At 70.0% G+C, this 17,462-nt stretch carries 17 protein-coding genes; 9 read left to right on the top strand and 8 right to left on the bottom strand.

What is annotated here, in order from left to right; all coding sequences use genetic code 11:
- Positions 1-17: 17 nt before the first annotated feature.
- Together BY998_RS03785 and BY998_RS03780 are read right to left on the bottom strand one after the other, a co-directional pair.
- On the bottom strand, positions 18-3,332 hold the full coding sequence (locus BY998_RS03785) for a PAS domain-containing protein (RefSeq protein ID WP_110350623.1): 3,315 nt from the start codon (positions 3,330-3,332) through the stop codon (positions 18-20).
- A 110-nt stretch (positions 3,333-3,442) separates the two neighbouring features.
- Entirely contained in the window at positions 3,443-4,777 is a 1,335-nt protein-coding gene (locus BY998_RS03780) for an O-antigen ligase family protein (protein ID WP_245421471.1), read from the bottom strand.
- A 493-nt stretch (positions 4,778-5,270) separates the two neighbouring features.
- Between BY998_RS03780 and BY998_RS03775 the strand changes: the two genes are divergently transcribed.
- A complete protein-coding gene (locus BY998_RS03775) occupies positions 5,271-5,522 on the top strand; it encodes a hypothetical protein (RefSeq protein ID WP_110350301.1) in 252 nt (83 codons plus the stop codon).
- A gap of 233 nt (positions 5,523-5,755) precedes the next feature.
- Here the strand turns inward: BY998_RS03775 and BY998_RS03770 are convergent, their stop codons facing one another.
- Together BY998_RS03770 and BY998_RS03765 are read right to left on the bottom strand one after the other, a co-directional pair.
- Positions 5,756-6,745: a GTP-binding protein gene (locus BY998_RS03770; protein WP_110350300.1), complete on the bottom strand. Its 990-nt coding sequence runs from the start codon at positions 6,743-6,745 to the stop codon at positions 5,756-5,758.
- A 101-nt stretch (positions 6,746-6,846) separates the two neighbouring features.
- Entirely contained in the window at positions 6,847-7,416 is a 570-nt protein-coding gene (locus tag BY998_RS03765; protein ID WP_110350299.1) for a TetR/AcrR family transcriptional regulator, read from the bottom strand.
- A 184-nt stretch (positions 7,417-7,600) separates the two neighbouring features.
- Here BY998_RS03765 and BY998_RS03760 point away from each other — a divergent pair, with 184 nt between their 5' ends.
- From BY998_RS03760 to BY998_RS03730, 7 genes are all read left to right on the top strand, one after another.
- Entirely contained in the window at positions 7,601-8,533 is a 933-nt protein-coding gene (locus tag BY998_RS03760) for a quinoprotein relay system zinc metallohydrolase 2 (RefSeq protein WP_110350298.1), read from the top strand.
- Between the two features lie 40 nt (positions 8,534-8,573).
- A complete protein-coding gene (locus BY998_RS03755; RefSeq protein WP_110350297.1) occupies positions 8,574-9,389 on the top strand; it encodes a quinoprotein dehydrogenase-associated SoxYZ-like carrier in 816 nt (271 codons plus the stop codon).
- A gap of 11 nt (positions 9,390-9,400) precedes the next feature.
- On the top strand, positions 9,401-9,988 hold the full coding sequence (locus BY998_RS03750; protein ID WP_110350296.1) for a rhodanese-like domain-containing protein: 588 nt from the start codon (positions 9,401-9,403) through the stop codon (positions 9,986-9,988).
- A gap of 34 nt (positions 9,989-10,022) precedes the next feature.
- Complete coding sequence (locus BY998_RS03745; RefSeq protein WP_110350295.1) at positions 10,023-10,415, top strand: thioredoxin family protein; 393 nt, start codon at positions 10,023-10,025, stop codon at positions 10,413-10,415.
- Positions 10,416-10,832: 417 nt separating this feature from the next.
- Positions 10,833-11,657 carry a 3-methyl-2-oxobutanoate hydroxymethyltransferase gene (gene panB, locus BY998_RS03740; protein ID WP_110350294.1) on the top strand — a complete coding sequence of 275 codons (825 nt, stop codon included), beginning with the start codon at positions 10,833-10,835 and terminating at the stop codon, positions 11,655-11,657.
- Positions 11,658-11,809: 152 nt separating this feature from the next.
- The gene (rpmG, locus tag BY998_RS03735; protein WP_003602581.1) at positions 11,810-11,977 is read left to right on the top strand and encodes a 50S ribosomal protein L33; all 168 of its coding nucleotides are present in this window, start codon (positions 11,810-11,812) and stop codon (positions 11,975-11,977) included.
- 164 nt (positions 11,978-12,141) lie between these two features.
- Positions 12,142-12,330 carry a hypothetical protein gene (locus BY998_RS03730; protein WP_110350293.1) on the top strand — a complete coding sequence of 63 codons (189 nt, stop codon included), beginning with the start codon at positions 12,142-12,144 and terminating at the stop codon, positions 12,328-12,330.
- A gap of 39 nt (positions 12,331-12,369) precedes the next feature.
- Here BY998_RS03730 and BY998_RS03725 read toward each other — a convergent pair whose 3' ends face one another.
- Entirely contained in the window at positions 12,370-12,891 is a 522-nt protein-coding gene (locus tag BY998_RS03725) for a hypothetical protein (RefSeq protein WP_110350292.1), read from the bottom strand.
- 166 nt (positions 12,892-13,057) lie between these two features.
- Between BY998_RS03725 and BY998_RS03720 the strand changes: the two genes are divergently transcribed.
- Complete coding sequence (locus BY998_RS03720) at positions 13,058-14,173, top strand: PA0069 family radical SAM protein (protein WP_110350291.1); 1,116 nt, start codon at positions 13,058-13,060, stop codon at positions 14,171-14,173.
- 4 nt (positions 14,174-14,177) lie between these two features.
- Here the strand turns inward: BY998_RS03720 and BY998_RS03715 are convergent, their stop codons facing one another.
- The 3 genes from BY998_RS03715 to BY998_RS03705 form a co-directional block, all read right to left on the bottom strand.
- A complete protein-coding gene (locus BY998_RS03715; RefSeq protein ID WP_110350290.1) occupies positions 14,178-14,828 on the bottom strand; it encodes a ribonuclease HII in 651 nt (216 codons plus the stop codon).
- Between the two features lie 86 nt (positions 14,829-14,914).
- The gene (locus BY998_RS03710; protein WP_110350289.1) at positions 14,915-15,991 is read right to left on the bottom strand and encodes a glycosyltransferase family 1 protein; all 1,077 of its coding nucleotides are present in this window, start codon (positions 15,989-15,991) and stop codon (positions 14,915-14,917) included.
- 50 nt (positions 15,992-16,041) lie between these two features.
- Entirely contained in the window at positions 16,042-16,854 is an 813-nt protein-coding gene (locus BY998_RS03705; RefSeq protein WP_110350288.1) for a UDP-2,3-diacylglucosamine diphosphatase, read from the bottom strand.
- Positions 16,855-17,462 lie beyond the last annotated feature (608 nt).

Raw genomic sequence — 17,462 nt, 5'->3', positions numbered from 1 at the left:
GGACCCCGGATCGGCCCTCACGCCGCCCGCAGGGCCCGGATGGTGCCCAGCGTCTCCGAGCGGAGCACTCGGAGCCGGTCGATCAGCGGCGAGAGGGCGGCGCCCTCCCGGCAGGCGGCCTCGATTTCCCGGCACAGGTCGGACAGCCCGACGAAGCCGAGGGCTCCGGCGGCGGCGATCACGGCATGGGCGTCGTAGGCGATCTGCTCCCGGTCGAGCGCGCCTTCAGCCGAACCGGCCTCCTCGGAATCGAAGCGCAGCTCGAGATCCGATTCGAGCAGCGAGAGCAGCGTCTGGACGTGCTCGCGGCCCATCATGTCCTCCACCGCGGTGAAGGTCGCCCGGTCGATCACCCGCGGCGCGACGCGCGGCGGAACCGCAGACGCGGCCTCGAAGGCCCGCGCGGCGCCCAGGGTGCGCCAGCGCTCGATCGTGGCGCAGAGATGCGCGCGCTTGAACGGCTTGCCGACATGGTCGTCCATGCCGGCCTCCAGCAGGTCCTGGACTTGTCCGTCCAGCACGTTGGCGGTCATGGCCACGATCGGCAGCCGGGCGGCCGCGCCGTCGAGGGCGCGGATCCGGCGCGTGGCGGTGAGCCCGTCCATGCCCGGCATCTGCACGTCCATCAGCACCACGGCGTAGGGATCGGGGATCGGGCCGCCGCTCCCGTAGACCTCGGCGATGGCCGCCAGCGCCCCGGCCCCGTCCCCTGCCACATCCACGCGGTAGCCCTGGGCCTCCAGGACGGCCCGGGCGAGGGTCTGGTTGATCGGTACGTCCTCGACGAGGAGGATGCGCGCGCCGCCCGGGCCCGTGCCGGCCTCCCGTGCCGCCGGGACGGGGGCGGCCCCGGCGGCGGGAACGGAGACGGCCCGCGGCAGGGCCAGGGTGAACCAGAAAGTCGAGCCGACCCTCTCTTCGCTCTCGACGCCGATCTCGCCCCCCATCATCGTGACGAGGTGCCGGCAGATCGCAAGGCCGAGCCCGGAGCCGCCGAAGCGCCGGCTGATCGAGCCGTCGACCTGGCTGAAGCGCTTGAACAGCCGGTCCTGATGCGAGGGGGCGATGCCGATGCCGGTATCGGCGACCTCGAAGCGCAAGGCCTCCGCGGTCTCGCCCGAGGGGAGCGGGCGGCTGCCCTCGCAGCGGATGGTGAGGGTGACGGAGCCGGCGGGCGTGAACTTCACCGCGTTGTTGAGCAGGTTGAACAGGACCTGCCGCAGCCGCGTGGCGTCCCCGACCACCGTCTCGGGCAGGTGCGGGTCGATCCGGGCCTCGATGGTCAGCGCACTCTTGAGGGCGCTGCCGCGCATGATCGCCACGGTGTCGTCGATCAGCTTGCCCAGGGCGAAGGGAAGCGGATCGAGTTCGAACTGGCCCGCCTCGATCTTCGAGACGTCGAGGACGTCGTTGACCACGGTGAGCAGGGTCTCGCCCGAGACGCGGATCAGCTCCAGCCGGCGGCGTTCCTCCGGATCGCGGTGGGGGCGCTCGAGCAGGAGGTCGGCGTAGCCGAGGATGCCGTTGAGGGGCGTGCGGATCTCGTGGCTCATGGCGGCGAGGAACTCGCTCTTGGCCGCGCTCGCCCGCTCGGCCTCCGCCGTGGCGGCCTGTGCCTCCGCGGTTACCGCGCGCAGGGCCGCCTCGGCCGCCTTGCGCTCGGTGATGTCGAGATGCAGCCCGATCATCCGGTAGGGCCGGCCGTCGCGGCCGTAGAGGGTGCGGCCGCAGGCGTAGATCCAGCGCCCACCCACCCGGTATTCCGCCGTGAAGCGGGCCCGGGAGTCGATGGCCTGATGAATCCGGTTCCAGGTCTCGACGACGTCGTCCGGGTGGACGGCCGCCGTCCATTCCGTCGGCGACAGGCCGACGGGTTCGCGCGTCTCGGGCAGGCCGTAGAGCCGGGCGCTCTCCGGCGAGAGCAGGGTGATGCCGGTGCGCAGGTTCCAGTCGAAGGTGCCGGCCTCCGCCCCTTCGAGGGCGATGCCGAGCAGGCGGCTCGTATCCTCCACGGCGAGCCGGGCGGAGACGATCTCGTCGATGTCGAGCGCGGTCCCGATCCACTCCGTCACTTCGTCCGGATCGGCGGCGCTGCGGACCGGCGTGAGCGACAGCTTGTGCCAGCGGTAGGAGCCGTCCCGGGCCCGCAGGCGCCACTGCCCGTCGTAGCCCCGGCCGTTGGAGCGGGCCGCCTGCCAGGCCGCCTCCATGGCCGGCGCATCGTCGGGATGGTTGCGGCCGAGCCGCTGCGCCCGCGACGGGCCGATCGGACCGTAATATTCCTCGAAGCGCGCATTGGCGTAGGTCGCCTCGCCGCTGCCCGGATCGAGGGTCCAGACGAGGAGCGGCAGGGAATCCGCGAGACTGCGGTAGCGCTGCTCGCTGCGGCGGATCTCCGCCTGGATCCGCAGCCGGTCGGTGACATCCATGAGGATGCCGAACAGGCCGACCGTGCGGCCGGCCCTGTCCTTGTTACAGGTGCCGCGCACCATGATGTCGCGCACCGATCCGTCGGGACGCACGACTCTCGCCTCGAACTCGAAATCGCCGCCGCCGGCGATCGCCGCGGCGCTGATCGCCTCGACCCGCTCGCGATCTCCGGGATGGCAGAGCCGCGTGAAGGTGGGATGGGGCGCGGCCGGATCGAGACCGGCGATGCGCAGGAAGCTCTCGGAATAGATCGGCCGGCCATCCGAGAAATTCACGCGCCAGTGGCCGACCTGGGCGATCTGCTCGGCCATGGTGAGAAGCGAGTTGTCCGCCGACCGGCGCTCGATCTCGGCGCCCTGCGCGCGGATCGTGCTCTCGTGGATCTGCCGCAGCGCCCGCTCGGTGGCGAAGGCGAGGTTGTCGCGATGGAGGCGCAGCTGCGCGACGACGACCTCGGCAAGGTCGCGCAACGCCGCCTCGTCGGCCGCGGAGAACGCGCGCGGCCGGGGATCGACGAGGCAGAGGGAGCCGAGCCGCAGGCCCGGCCGCAGGATCAGAGGGGCGCCCGCGTAGAAGGTGATGTGCGGCGGTCCCGTCACGATCGGCAGGTTCGAGAAGCGTGGGTCCCGGCGGGCGTCGGGAACGACGAGCACCGCGTCCTGGGTGATGGTGAGGTTGCAGAAGGAGCCGTCCCGCGGCGTCTGCGCGGGCATGCTGCCGGAGCAGGCCTTCAGCCATTGCCGCTCGGCATCGACCAGGGAGACGTAGGCCGTCGCCACCCCGAACAGGCGCTGAGCCGTACGGCACAGGGCATCGAAATGCGCCTCCGGATCGGTGTCCAGGATACGCAGGTCGCGCAGGGCTTCGAGGCGTTCGGCCTCGCTCACCGATCCGGTGCTCACGGTGCTCACCGCTCCAGGCGGACTGCCGGCCACATTCGCGGCCGCGTGCTCGGCCGGACCCGCGGCCCAGTCGAGGCTTCCAGGCACGTCGTCCCGACCGCCACGCCGCATCATAGCCCGCCCCGCTCCGGCCGTCCCGGTCCGCCGTGCGACGGCCGTGCCAGCCGGGCCTCGGCGGAGCCGGCCCAGCGCAGGCGTGCGGCCTCCAGTGCCCAGACCATGCCCAGCATCATGTAGACGTGGCGCCACTTCTCCACGTCGATCTGCATCGCCTGCAGGAAGAACATCAACAGCGCCGGGAAGACGATCTGCGCGTGGGCCCGGTAGGGCGAGGGCCGCGCCATCAGCCGGAAGCCGACGAAGGAGGTTGCCGCGACCAGGGCGATGAAGGTGGCGCCGGCCAGCCAGCCGCCGTTGGCGAAGCTGCCGATATAGGAATTGTGCGGCTCAAGCCGGAAGATCAGGCGCCATTGCAGCGGCCCCATGCCGAGCGGCTGCTCCAGCAGCAGACCCATGCCGCGGACTTGGTTGCCGAAGCGGCCGGTCTCGCCCTCGTCGTAGTCCTGCGTGACGGCGGCGCGGGTCTGGAAGGTCTCGGCGACGCTGTCGATGGAGAGCAGTCCCGCAAGCGCCGCGAGGCCGAGCCCGGCGGTGACGAGGCCGATGGTCACGATCCGCCGCCGCAGGCGGCCCGAACCGCTCGTCGTGTAGAGCGCCCCGACCATCACGGCGACCGCCACGACGGTACCGCCCCAGGAGCCACGGGAGAAGGACAGGAAGATGCCCGCCATGATGACGACGAGGCTCGTCAGGGCCAGGAACGGCCGCCGGCTGGAGCCGGAGAGGAGGCCGTGCATGAGGTAGAGCGCGCCGAGGGTGAGGAAGGAGCCGAACACGTTCGGGTCCTGGAAGGTGCCCGAGGCACGGCCGTAGCGATAGAACAGGTCCTCGATGCCCAGGAGTTGCAGGTAGCCGACGATGCCGAGGAAGGCGGAGAGAACGCAACTCGCCGTGTAGGCCTTGAGCGCCACCTCGAGACGTGCGCGCGTGTCGTCGGCGTAGAGCATGGCGAAGAAGATGCCGGTCACGACGAGGTAGATGAGCTGCACCGTCCAGGTCACCGGCAGCGGCTCGTCGAGATAGGGCACCAGCGCGACGACGATTGCGCCGAGATAGATCAGCAGCAGGAAGACCAGCGGCATCGCCCCCCGGTGCAGCCGGATGCCCAGCGCCAGCCAGAGCAGAATCGTCGGGATCGCCACGACGTCGTAGGGCGAGGTGTCCGAGAAGGCGAAGCAGGCGAAGAAGATGAAGGCTGCGTGCAGCGCGCCGGCCAGCCCATGGACGACCCGGAGGACGGGGACGCCGCTCCAGGCGCCCTCGCGCCAGCGCGACGGCGCCGCGGCGGCCGGCACGCCCGGGAAGGCGGCTGTCGTTGAGGGCATCGGCAAACTCGAACTCTGGCGGGGAGTCGCACACGCCACCCGCCGGAACCGCTGGAAGCGGCGCCACCGGGATCGCGATCCCTCGACCGCGCCATCGAAGCACCGAAAGGTTGCCTTTTAACCAACGAGCGGCTCGACCCGCGATCGGACTTTCGTCTCGGCGGGCGGCGGGGCCGTCGCCGGAGTCCGTTCGCCCGCCGTGCCCCGACCGGCGCCAGCGACGACCTTCCGCGTACTGTAAAGTCCTGATCACGGCTTCGTGAATACAGTCCAGATCCGCATCGGAAAGCGCTCTTCAAGAGCAGTCTTGTCCCTGCATTCAGGCGGGATGCCGGCTCTTCATGGCACTCTCGGAGTGCCGTCCGAATCGTTCCACGATGCTGCGTGCGCAACGACACGGCGCCGCGGGCAGGGGCGCACCATATCAAGTTCATCGAAGACGAAGGGGCGGCCGGATCGCCGGGATGCCCGACTAACTGGATCGGAGAAGACTTTGAAGAACCGTATTTCCGCCGCCGTTGCCGCTCTTGTTCTGGGTGTCGCTCCGGTTTCCTCTGCCATGGCCTTCAGCAATGCCCATGTGCATCCGGCGCCGTACGCCGCCGAGTGGACCGGTTCGCTTGCCGGCCCGGGCGCTCCGATCTATCGCGGCTGCCCGATGAATTCGGCCGCGGAAGGCAATGCCAACCAGCAGAACTTCCCGGTTCAGCAGTACGGCCAGACCTCCGGCGGCAGCCGCTGCTAAGGCGCCCGATGCGGAAGCGCGAGGGGCACCGATGCTGAAGGTGATTTCCTACGCGATGATCGGCGTGTTCGCGCTCGGTCTCGCCGCCGCCGCCATCGGCTCGGCCGGGGTGCTGCTGGATTTCTAAGAGCGGGATCGGGACTTCGGTCCCGGCCGCCTTCCGATCCGCGGATCAAGAAATAAGGGCCGCCCGTCCGGGCGACCCTTTTTTGCTGTCGCCGAATGGTCTCGCTTCATGCCTTGCAGGCGAAAAAGCCTTCGCGGATGGCCTCCGGGTCGAGGTTGCGTCCGATGAAGACCACGCGGGAGACGCGCGGCTCGTCGGCACCCCAATCACCCTGAACGTCGCCGTCGAGAATCATGTGCACGCCCTGGAAGACGAAGCGCTTCGGCTCGTCGGGAAAGGCGACGATGCCCTTGCAGCGCAGGATGTCCGGCCCCTGAACCTGCGTCAGGTTGGAGATCCAGGGCATGAACTTTTCCGGGTCGACCGGACCGTCGAGCTTGGCCGAGACGGATTGCATCTGCTCGTCGTGATGATGGTGGTGGCCCTCCTCGAGGAAGTCGGGCTCCACGTCGAGGATGCGCGAAAGGTCGAAGGCATTGCGGTCGAGCACCTGATCGAGCGGGATCGCGCAGCGCTCGGTGCGATGGACCTTGGCCCAGGGGTTGATCGCCCGGATCTGAGCCTCGACCCGGTCGAGATCCCCGCCCGAGACGAGGTCGGCCTTGTTGAGCAGGATCACGTCGGCGAAGGCGATCTGGTTCTTGGCTTCGGGCGCGTCGGCCAGCCGGTCGCTGAGCCACTTGGCGTCGGCCACCGTCACCACCGCGTCAAGCCGGGCGGCGTCGCCGACATCCTGATCCACGAAGAAGGTCTGGGCGACGGGAGCCGGGTCGGCGAGCCCCGTGGTCTCGACGATGATCGCATCGAACTTGCCGCGGCGCTTCACCAGCCCGTCCATGATGCGGATCAGGTCGCCGCGCACGGTGCAGCAGACGCAGCCGTTGTTCATCTCGAACACTTCCTCGTCGGCGCCGACCACGAGGTCGTTGTCGATGCCGATCTCGCCGAACTCGTTGACGATCACGGCGTAGCGCTTGCCGTGCTGCTCGGTGAGGATGCGGTTGAGCAGCGTCGTCTTGCCCGCCCCGAGATAGCCGGTGAGCACGGTCACCGGGATCTTCTGGGAGGCGGCGGCGAGGGGAGAGGCGTCGGACATACGGGATCCTGGGACGGGTACGGTCGGAAGATGATGCCTGTCATATTGTATCATCGGGCGGCCGTGAAAGGCCGCCGCGACGCATCTCGGCTCCGCAGAGATCAGGAGGCCGGCCGCAGCCCCTCGCTCAGCGCCCGCAATGTCCGCTCGAAGCCTTCCGGTCCCGCCAGGAACCGCTCCAGCAGCAGGGCCCCTTCCAGGGCCGCGACGATCAGGCGGGCATGGGCCTGCGGATCGAGACCGGCGCGGATGCTGCCGTTGATCTGTCCCTCTTCGAGCACGCCGGCGAGCCAGGCGATGTGCTTGTCGAAGAAGGCGGTGATGGCGCGGCGCAAGGCCTCGGGCAACGTCTCCAATTCGACGGCGAGCGCCGCGCAGAGGCAGCCGAGACCGCGCTCGACCCCGCCGAGATAGAGCCGGCCATAGGCCTCGATCCGGGCCACCCCGTCGGCGGTCCGGCCCGAAATGTCGTCGAGCGCCGCGTCGTAGCGCGCGTCGTAGGCCTCGATCAGGGCGCGGGCGAGGTCTTCCTTGGTGCGGAAATGGTGGTGGATGCTCGCCTTGCGGATGCCCACCGCCTCGGCGAGGTCGGCGTAGCTGAAGCCGGAATAGCCCCGGCCGCGCACCAGGATCTCTGCCTCGCTGAGAAGCGACGCGCGCGTGTCTCTCATCGTCTGCCCGTTCGTCCGGGACCGATCACGTGACCGCGACCAGCCCATGGTTTGCGAGACCCTGGCACTTGACGTGCCAAAAATCTACCTACTAGATGGTTTGCAATATAACGGCAAACGCCGGGAGGAAACGGAAGATGGCGGCACGGATGTGCCTCGGATCGACGGGCGCCGGAGGCCGGCGGTGAGCGGCGGCGCCACGCGCCGCGCGGCGCTGTTCGGCGGCTTCTGTCTGTGCTGCCTGCCGCGGCTCGGGCTGGCGGCGGAGTCCCTGTCGATGGACGAGGTCGCACCGGGCATCTTCATCCGGCGGGGGCCGGACGCGGAGGCGACGCCGGCGAATGCCGATGGAATCGCCAATATCGGCTTCATCGTCGGGCGCGACGGTGTGCTCGTCACCGAATCGGGCGGCAGCCTCACGGATGGGCAATGGCTGCGCGCCGAGATCGCCAAGCGCACGGACAAGCCGATCCGCTTCGTCATGCTCACCCACGTCCATCCCGACCACGTGTTCGGCGCCGCCGCCTTCCGGGGCGACAACCCGACCTTCGTCGGCCACGCCGCCTTGCGCGGTGCACTCGACGCCCGCGGCGCGTTCTACCGCCAGCGCCTCGCCGAGATTCTCGGAGAGGACAAGGCCGGGGAGGTGGTCTACCCGACCATGGAGGTGAAGGACCGGGCGGAGATCGACCTCGGCGGACGCGTCCTGCGGCTCACCGCCCATGGCAGCGCGCACACCTCCTGCGACCTCTCCATGCTCGACACCGGCAGCGGCCTGCTGTTTCCCGCCGACCTGCTCTTCGTCGGCCGCATCCCCTCCCTCGACGGCAGCCTGCGCGGCTGGCTCGGAGAGATCGAGCGGCTCAAGGGAATGGGCGCGGCCAAGGCCGTGCCCGGCCACGGCCCGACCCTGGTCGATGTCGCACCCGCTTTTGCCGACCTCACGCGTTACCTCTCCGCGCTGCGCGACGAGACCCGCAAGGCCGTGGCCGACAGCGTGCCCATCGAGAGCGCGGTGCGCACGGTGGCGCAGGGGGAGAAGGACAGGTGGGCCCTGTTCGACACTTACAACGGCCGCAACGTCACCCAGGCCTATCAAGAACTCGAATGGGAATGACCGCCGTACGCTTCGGGGACTTCCGGGAAGGAGACCGACCATGAAACGCCTGATGCTCGCCCTCAGCCTCACCCTCTCGGCCGCGGCGCTCGCGCCGACGCACGTGATGGCCGGCGCCACCGACACCGACGAGGAGCGCGCCGCGCGCTGGAGCGAGATCAAGAAGACGATCTTCGGCGACCGGCAGGTCGAGGCGCGCGAGAGCGCCGTGACCATCGACGCGCCCGCCCGCGCGCTCGATGCCGCTCTGGTGCCGATCGGCCTGACGCTCGCCGACAAGGACAACGTGAAGGGCCTCTACTTCATCATCGACGACAACCCGTCGCCCTACGCGGCGCACTTCACCTTCGGCCCGGCCGCCGATCCCGGCGAGATCAGGCTGCGGGTGCGGGTGAACAACTACACCAACGTCCACGCGGTGGTGGAAACCAAGGACGGCAAGCTCCTCGAATCGGCCAAGTTCGTCAAAGCCTCGGGCGGCTGCTCGGCCCCGATGGGCATGAGCGACGAGGAGGCCATGAAGGGCATGGGCGAGATGCGCATGAAGTTCTCGGGCGAGCCGCAATCGGCCAAGCCGGTCGAGGCGACCCTGATGGTGCGCCACCCGAACTTCTCCGGGATGCAGATGAATCAGGTCACCCGCGATTACACGCCGGCCCGCTACATCGAGAAGCTTGCCGTGAGCCATGGCGACCAACTCGTATTCCAGCTCGACGGCGACATCTCCATCGCTTCGAACCCGGTCATCAACTTCGCCATCAAGCCGGATGGGAAGGGACCGGTGAAGGTCGCGGCCTCCGACAACCAGGGCGGACGCTGGGAGCAGACCTTCCAGCTCCCCTCGGCGAGTAACTGAGTCCTAAGCGGATGCGCCTCATCGCCAGAACCGCGGCGCTCGCCGCGCTGAGCCTGCTGCTCGGCGCGGCCGGCCCGGCCGATTCCCCGGTCAACGTGCCGGAGCCGGACGGGCTCTATACGGGGCCGCCCCGGGGCTACACGCCGGCAACCCTGAAGGGCGCGACCGTCATCGACCTGAAGGGCCTCGAAGGGCTTCTGCCCGAAAAGCCGGTCCTCATCGACGTGGTGCTCGCCGACCGCCGTCCCGCGGGGCTGCCGGACGACCGGCCCTGGCTGCCGACGCACCGCTCGATCCCCGGCGCCGTCTGGTTGCCGGGCGCCGGGGGCGCCCCGCTCCCGCCGGACCAGGAGGACGCCTTCCTCCGCCGCGTCGCCGAGCTGACCGGCGGCGACCCGTCCAAGTCGGTCGTGACCTTCTGCCGGCCGGAATGCTGGGGCAGCTGGAACGCGGGCAAGCGGCTGATCGCGGCGGGCTACACCCGCGTTCACTGGTTCCCCCTCGGTGTCGAGGGCTGGCAGGACGATCACGACACCGCGGTGGCCAAGCCCGATCCGGCCTGGGTCGCCGCGACCGCCGGGCGCGAGGCGCAGCGCTGAGGCTCTCTGTGACCGACGCCGCGAGAACGAGCCGATGACGACCCGCCGACAGGCCCTTCTCGCGATCGCGCTCCTGGCCGGCGGCTGGCCGGCTTCCGGGCAGGCCGCCGGCCCGGTCGCCTACGACGCGGCGGCCTTCGAGGCGGCGCAGGCGGCGGGGCGGCCGATCCTCGTGCAGATCTCGGCGCCCTGGTGCCCGATCTGCCGGGCGCAGAAGCCGATCCTCGCGACGCTCTCCGCCGAGCCGCGCTTCAAGGATCTGGCCGTCTTCACGATCGACTTCGACGCCGAGCGGGATCTCGTGCGCCGGTTCGGCGCGCAGATGCAGAGCACCCTGATCGTCTACAAGGGCCGGGCCGAGGTCGGCCGCTCCGTCGGCGAGACGCAGCCCGAGTGGATCGAGCAGCTTCTCGAAAAGACCCTCTGACGCGATTTTGCCATAATTCGCCCGACCCCCGCCGGGTCGCCGAAATTCCTGCAATCTCAAGTGCCTCCGGTCGAGGCTGAGCCATTGACAGGGCTCTGGATGTGGCGGAAAAACGGCGGACCCGGAGGCGGTTCGAAGTCTAGGGAGGAAACGCCCGAAAAGGGCAGGCGGGACGTTCCGATCGCATCGCGCCGACGATCCCGGCCGCCGCTTACCGGCGGCCGTGGCGTGAGGAACGTGGGGCGTCACCGCAGGAGCAGGCCAGGCCCCTCCGGGTTACACCTCTCCACGATCCAACGGATCAAGCCCATATGCCTCCTGCGGGACGGCGTGAACGGGCTTATAGAGGCGTCTCCGCACGATGCGCCCGGCCGGAGCCGGGCTTCAGGCAACGCCAGCCTTTTCGGGTCGCACCCCATGTCGCAGGTCGTTCAAACGCGCCGTCTGCAGGCGGTGGATCTGATCAAGCGCAAGGCGGAGGGGCGCAAGATCATCGCGCTGACCGCCTACCACGCCCATACGGCCGGCATCGTCGATGCCTATTGCGACTTCGTGCTGGTCGGCGACTCGCTCGGCATGGTCATGCACGGCATGGAATCGACCCTGCCGGTGACGCTGGAGATGATGATCCTCCAGGCCCAGGCGGTGATGCGCGGCACCCATCGCGCCCTCGTCGTCGTCGACATGCCGTTCGGCTCCTACGAGGCGAGCCGCGAGCAGGCCTTCCTCAGCGCCGCCCGCGTGCTCAAGGAGACGGGGGCGGGCGCGGTCAAGCTGGAGGGTGGCGCGCGCTTCGCCGAGACGGTCGCCTTCCTGACCGAGCGCGGCGTGCCGGTGATGGGCCATATCGGCCTCACTCCGCAATCCGTGAACACCATGGGCGGCTTCAAGGTGCAGGGGCACGGGGCCGGCGACGAGGCACGGCTGCGCGCCGACGCCCGGGCCATCAGCGATGCGGGCGCCTTCGCCATCGTCTTCGAGGGCATGGTCGAGCCGGTCGCGCGGGCCATCGCCACCGATCCGGCGATCCGGGCGGCGACCATCGGTATCGGCGCGACCGCGGCCTGCGACGGGCAGATCCTCGTGCTGGAGGACATGCTGGGCCTCAGCGACCGGGCGCCGAAATTCGTGAAGAGCTTCGGCTCCCTGCGCACGCATATCGAGGAGGCCGTGCGCGCCTACGCCGACGAGGTTCGGGCCGGCCGCTTCCCGGCCGAGGAGCACACCTACCCGCCGCGCTGAGGCCGTCCGCCGCCCCGCGGCTTGACGAAACCGCCCCCATCGGGCATTGACCGCGCCGGAATTCGGCCGGGGCTTCCCGGCCTTTTGCGTTTCGCCCGCGCTGGCGCCGCCACCCAAGCGAACCGCCCCGAACCCGCTACAGGAGCGCCGCCATGGCCAAGGCCGTAACCGTCAAGATCCGCCTCGTCTCGACCGCCGACACGGGCTACTTCTACGTCACCAAGAAGAACTCGCGCACGCAGACCGAGAAGATGGTCATGAAGAAGTATGACCCGGTCGCCCGCAAGCACGTCGAGTTCAAGGAAGCCAAGATCAAGTAAGCTCTCGCTTCCCTTGCTTCGAAGGCGCGAAAGGCCGCCCCGGAAACGGGGCGGCCTTTCGCGTTCCGGGGCATGGAGTCGCCGCGCGCCTCGCGCAATTTTGTCGGCGCGCCGAAGCGCCGAGGTTACCTTCGCGCAAGCAGGATCGTGTAAGGGGCAGAGGTATGAACGCCTCCGCCCCCCAACTTGTTCCCGCTGGCATCGGCCTGACGATCGCCTCCGCCGCTACGGTCCTGGAACGGTCCGGCTACGCGCACGCGATCGAGATGAGCCTCGGGGCCGCCCTGGCCGCCGCCATCCTCATGGGGCTGATGCGGGCCGCCCCCGCATGGTTCCAGACCGGTCGGCCCTGAGCCGATCCCGATCGTCTCGGTCGCGGTCGCCCGTGTGCGTCAGGCGCGCTCGATCCGGGTCGAGAGCATCCGCACCTTGAGGCGGGGCGAGAAGGGCAGGCCGGTCAGCAGGCGGTCCCGGCGCACCACGTCGCCCGCGCGGGGCCGCGCGGTGCCGATGACGCTCTCGCCCCGTGCGGCGATCCGAACCGGGAGCGCGGCGTGCCCGCGCCGCATCCGGCCGAGCGCCATGTCGGGCCCGGCGGTGCCGACGAAGCGGTCGAGGGCGCGGATCCAGCCCTCCGCCGGGATGTCGCCGGGCTCCAGGCAGAGCAGCCACTCGCGCCGTGCCGCCTTCGCTCCCGTGCTCCACGGGTCGGCGCCGGGCGGACGCACCACCAGCGTGGCGCCGCTGCCCTCGGCCATGGTTTCCAGGGCGGAGCAGGGGGCTCCCGTCACGATCACGGCATCGCCCACGAGCCCCGCCGCCACGCCCGCGACGAGCGCGCTCAGCGTGTCGGCGAGGCATTCGACCGCGGCCGGGTCGGACGGGCGTGCCACGTGGATCAGACCGGTGATCATGCGGGGCGAATAACCGATTTTGCGTCTTCGCAAAGCATTCGTTGCGCAGCTTGAGCCGCTTCCGGCTTCGGATCGCGGGTGAAGCCCGCATCTGCATGAAACTTGTGCATTCCCGCTTTCTTTGTTCGCTGTTCGTTCTTATAATGAGGGGAAAACGGGGAGCGGCATGACGGCGGAGTTCGGTGCGAACGGCGCGGGTGGTCCGCCGCGAGGCCGGCGGGTCGCGCTCGAGGCGCGGCGCGGGCGCGGGGCGACCGTCAATCCCGAGGGACGCTTCGAGGCGACCCGGCGCGAGAGCTTCGACGACGGCTGGCCCGAGGAAGCGGAGCCGAGGCTGCGCACCGAGGTGATCCCGGAGCGGGCGCGCCACATCATCACCCGCAACGCCTCGCCGGACATCCCCTTCGACCGCTCGATCAATCCCTATCGCGGTTGCGAGCACGGCTGCATCTACTGCTTCGCCCGGCCGAACCACGGCTATGTCGGCCTCTCGCCGGGACTCGATTTCGAGACGCGCCTGTTCTCCAAGCCGGATGCGGCAGCGCTTCTGGAGCGGGAATTGTCGGCCCCGGGCTACCGGCCCCGCACCATCGCGCTCGGCACCGCGACCGATCCCTATCAGCCGATCGAGCGCGGCCACCGCATCACCCGCGCCGTGCTGGAGGTGCTGGCCCGCTTCCGCCATCCCGTCGGCATCGTCACGAAGTCGAACCTGATCCTGCGCGACCGCGACCTCCTCGCGGAGATGGCGGCGCTGAACCTCGTGAAGGTGGCGATCTCGGTCACCACCCTCGACCCGGACCTCGCCCGGCGCCTGGAGCCCCGCGCGCCCCACCCGCGTCGGCGCCTGGAGGCGATCCGCAGCTTGAGCGAGGCGGGCGTGCCGGTGATGGTGATCGCTGCGCCCCTCATCCCCTCGCTCAACGACCACGAGATCGAGGCGATCCTGGAGGCGTCGCGGGCGGCGGGTGCGTGCGAGGCGAACTACGTGCTGCTGCGCCTGCCCCACGAACTCGACGACCTCGTCGGCGACTGGTTCTCGGAGCATTATCCGGGGCGCAAGGAGCACGTCTTCTCCCTGCTGACCGGGGCCCGCGGCGGCAAGACCTACGACGCCAGCTTCGGCACCCGCATGATCGGGCAGGGACCCTACGCCGACCTGATCCGCCGCCGCTTCGCCCTGGCCAAGCGGCGGCTGGGCTTCTCGGAGGAGCCGGTTCGCCAGACGGCGGAGCTCTTCCGTGTGCCGCCACGGGTGGGGGATCAGCTCGCGCTGTTCTGAAACCTCAGGCGGTCGGAGCGCCGCTCACCACCCCGAAGCGTCCGGTAAAGCTCACCCGGTGGTGCGGGCTGCGCCCCAGCGCCGAGAGGCCCGCGAGGTGGGCGGCCGTGCCGTAGCCGGCATTGCGCTCCCAGGCATAGGCCGGATGGCGCAGGGCGAGGCGGCGCATGACGTCGTCGCGCAGGGTCTTGGCGACGATGGAGGCGGCGGCGATCTGCGGCACGAGGCGGTCCCCGCCGATCACCGCCCGGCACGGCTGGGCAAGGCCGGGGATCGGGTCGCGCCCGTCCACGAGCACGTCCGTGTCGAGCCGCAGGGCCATCACGGCCCGGCGCATCGCGTCCAGGGTCGCGCCGCGCACGTTCATCCGGTCCACCAGCGCCCGGGAACCCGCCGCGAGCGCCACCCGGGCATGGGCCCGGATCAGCGGTGTCAGCGCCTCGCGCGTCTGGCGATCCAGGCGCTTGCTGTCGTCGAGCCGGGCCAGGATCTCCGGCGGGAAGGCAAGGGGATCGAACCAGACGGCGGCGACCATCACCGGCCCGCACAGGGCCCCGCGACCGACTTCGTCGCAGCCGATCACCGCCGGGTAGGTCGCGGCGCGGGCGGGATCGAAGGGACGCAGCGTCTTGGCGGGTTTCGTGCGGAGGGCCATGGCGCGGACCCTCGCATTCCCAAGGCCGCCGGTCATCCCGGATCGGGCGAAAAGCCCGCTGACAGGATTTCCTTAGCTGGAAAAAATCAGCCCGGGCGGGCCAGCGGCGCTCCGCTCGGCCGCCCGGCCGACCGGTGCATCGGCCCCAGCGCGTGGGCCTGGGCGATGTTGTCGTAGAACTGGCGCGCGCTCTCGGCCCAGGTGTAGCGCAGGGCCTCCGCGCGGCAGCGCTCCCGCGGGACGGCGAGGGCGGCCAGGGCGGCGGCGCGCAGGTCCGTGTCGAGGGCGCCCGCTCCGGTGCCGCCGATCACGTCGAGGGGGCCGGTGACGGGAAAGGCGGCCACCGGCAGGCCGGAGGCGAGGGCTTCGAGGAGCACGATGCCGAAGGTGTCGGTGAGGCTCGGGAAGACGAAAGCATCCGCGCTCGCGTAGACCCGCGCCAGCGCCTCGCCGGTGAGCGCGCCGAGGAAGTGCGCCTCGGGCGCCAGCGCCTGGAGCCGGGCCCGGTCCGGCCCATCGCCGACCACGACCTTGGAGCCGGGCAGGTCGAGCGCGAGGAAGGCGGCGAGGTTCTTCTCCACCGCGAGCCGCCCCACCGAGAGGAAGATCGGGCGCGGCAGGTCCGCCAGGGCGCTTGCCAGGGCGTCGGCTTCGCGGGGGCGGAAAAGCTCGGTGTCGACGCCCCGCGTCCAGCGCATCAGGCGGGGAAAGCCGCGCCCCGTGAGTTCCCGCTCCAACGAGGGGGTGCTGACCATGGTGCCGCTGGCCGCCGCGTGGAACCGGCGCAGCCAGGCATAGCTCCAGGCCTCCGGCACCGGCGCGCGGGCGGCGAGGTATTCGGGAAAGCGGGTGTGGTAGCTCGTGGTGAAGGCTTGGCCGAGGGAAAGGCAGGCGGCACGCACCGCGTGACCGATCGGTCCCTCCGTGGCGATATGCACGTGGGTCGGCGCCAGCCGGTCCCAACGCGCCAGCACGCGGGAGCGGGTGACGAGCGAGAGGCGGATCTCCCGGTAGCCGGGCATCGGCAGGGAGGCGAAATCGGCCGGCGTCAGCATCAGCGGCTCGACGCCGAGGCCGGCCCCGGCCTCCACCATGCGCTCGATGGAGCGCACGACGCCGTTGACCTGCGGATGCCACGCATCGGTGGCGAGCAGCAGCCTCATGGATGGTCCGTGGGGAAGTCCGTGGCTCGGCGCATGCGAGGGGGATCTCGTCAGGCGACGGCGCGGCGGATGTCGGGCTCGAAGCTCTCCGCGGCGCGGCGCTCCCGCAGCATGGCGGGGTAGTGCAGCACCTCCATGCGGCCGTCGTAATGCTCGACGATGCCGGTGCAGGATTCCACCCAGTCGCCGGTGTTGAGGTAGGTCAGGCCGTCGATGTCGCGGTGGGCCGCGTGGTGGATGTGGCCGCAGATCACCCCGTCCGCTCCCTGCCGCCGGGCCTCCGTGGCGAGGAAGGTCTCGAACTGGCCGATGAAGTTGACCGCGTTCTTCACCTTGAGCTTCGCCCAGGCCGAGAGCGACCAGTAGGCCAGCCCGAGGCGGCGGCGCACCCGGTTGACGACGGTGTTGACGGTGAGTGCCGTGGTGTAGGCCCAGTCGCCCAGATGCGCGAGCCACTTGGAATGGCGCACCACCATGTCGAACTGATCGCCGTGGATGACGAGGTAGCGCTTTCCGTCGGCCGCGACGTGGAGCCGGCTGTCGGCGACCTCGATGCCGCCGAAGGTCATGCCGATATAGTCGCGCAGGAACTCGTCGTGGTTGCCGGGCACGTAGACGACGTGGGCCCCTTTCCGCACCTTGCGCAGCAGCTTCTGCACTACGTCGTTGTGGGCCTGCGGCCAGTACCAGCCGGAGCGGAGCTGCCAGCCGTCGACGATGTCGCCGACAAGATAGATCGTGTCGGCATCGACGTCGCGCAGGAAGTCGAGCAGCAGGGCGGCCTGACAGCCCTTGGTGCCGAGATGGAGATCGGACAGGAAGAGCGTCCGAACGCGGATGGTCGACTCCGGATCCTGTGTCACTTGCGCCTCCGGCTCCCTGCAACCGCATCGCGACGGGGGAGAGCCAAATCGCATTCCGATCTCAGTTTGATGACGGGGGCAGGAACCATCTTGCCGGCCTCCCGCCGTCGTGCCGGCATGCGCGATCCGGCGGGGCGCGCCCGAAAACCTGCCGCCGCAGGGCCTGCCCGCGAGCCATGCATATGAAAATCTTTTTGTTTTTCAGTTCAGTTTTTTCCGTTTTCCATTCCCTGGCGGGGCAGGCATAACGGCGGCCAAGGTCTTGTGCCGCGCCTGTCGTCTGCTGCTGGGCAGCGCCCGACGGCGGCGTGAAAAGGGCCGCGACGAATGGGAGCGCTGAACAATCAGCGGGAGCGCGCTTGAATGCGGCGCGAAGCTGACGCATCGAGGGTTCGATCCTCTGGAGGCGACCGGCGTGTCTGCACGCGCCGCGACGCGAGCGGCGCGACGGCCGTCTCGCCGCTCCGGGATGGTCAACGATCCGACATCGCGGTGGTACGGTCCCGGACGGCGGGAGGCCTTTTCGCGTCCGGCGTCGGGGCTTGAGGACGTTTCGCGGCGGGCGCCAAGCCCGCCTTCAGGATCGGGCGGGAACGCGGCCACGAAGG

The organism is Methylobacterium sp. B4, assembly GCF_003201865.1.
Taxonomy (GTDB): Bacteria; Pseudomonadota; Alphaproteobacteria; order Rhizobiales; family Beijerinckiaceae; genus Methylobacterium.
Note: the sequence above shows the minus strand (reverse complement) of the source record. Positions and strands in the feature narration are given on the sequence as shown.

Coding starts and splice junctions, on each gene's coding strand:
- BY998_RS03755 (WP_110350297.1), top strand. CDS start 8,574: ATGAAACGCCTGATGCTCGCCCTCAGCCTCACCCTCTCGGCCGCGGCG.
- BY998_RS03720 (WP_110350291.1), top strand. CDS start 13,058: ATGACGGCGGAGTTCGGTGCGAACGGCGCGGGTGGTCCGCCGCGAGGC.
- BY998_RS03730 (WP_110350293.1), top strand. CDS start 12,142: ATGAACGCCTCCGCCCCCCAACTTGTTCCCGCTGGCATCGGCCTGACG.
- BY998_RS03725 (WP_110350292.1), bottom strand. CDS start 12,891: ATGATCACCGGTCTGATCCACGTGGCACGCCCGTCCGACCCGGCCGCG.
- rpmG (WP_003602581.1), top strand. CDS start 11,810: ATGGCCAAGGCCGTAACCGTCAAGATCCGCCTCGTCTCGACCGCCGAC.
- panB (WP_110350294.1), top strand. CDS start 10,833: ATGTCGCAGGTCGTTCAAACGCGCCGTCTGCAGGCGGTGGATCTGATC.
- BY998_RS03770 (WP_110350300.1), bottom strand. CDS start 6,745: ATGTCCGACGCCTCTCCCCTCGCCGCCGCCTCCCAGAAGATCCCGGTG.
- BY998_RS03765 (WP_110350299.1), bottom strand. CDS start 7,416: ATGAGAGACACGCGCGCGTCGCTTCTCAGCGAGGCAGAGATCCTGGTG.
- BY998_RS03750 (WP_110350296.1), top strand. CDS start 9,401: ATGCGCCTCATCGCCAGAACCGCGGCGCTCGCCGCGCTGAGCCTGCTG.
- BY998_RS03780 (WP_245421471.1), bottom strand. CDS start 4,777: ATGCCCTCAACGACAGCCGCCTTCCCGGGCGTGCCGGCCGCCGCGGCG.
- BY998_RS03745 (WP_110350295.1), top strand. CDS start 10,023: ATGACGACCCGCCGACAGGCCCTTCTCGCGATCGCGCTCCTGGCCGGC.
- BY998_RS03710 (WP_110350289.1), bottom strand. CDS start 15,991: ATGAGGCTGCTGCTCGCCACCGATGCGTGGCATCCGCAGGTCAACGGC.
- BY998_RS03715 (WP_110350290.1), bottom strand. CDS start 14,828: ATGGCCCTCCGCACGAAACCCGCCAAGACGCTGCGTCCCTTCGATCCC.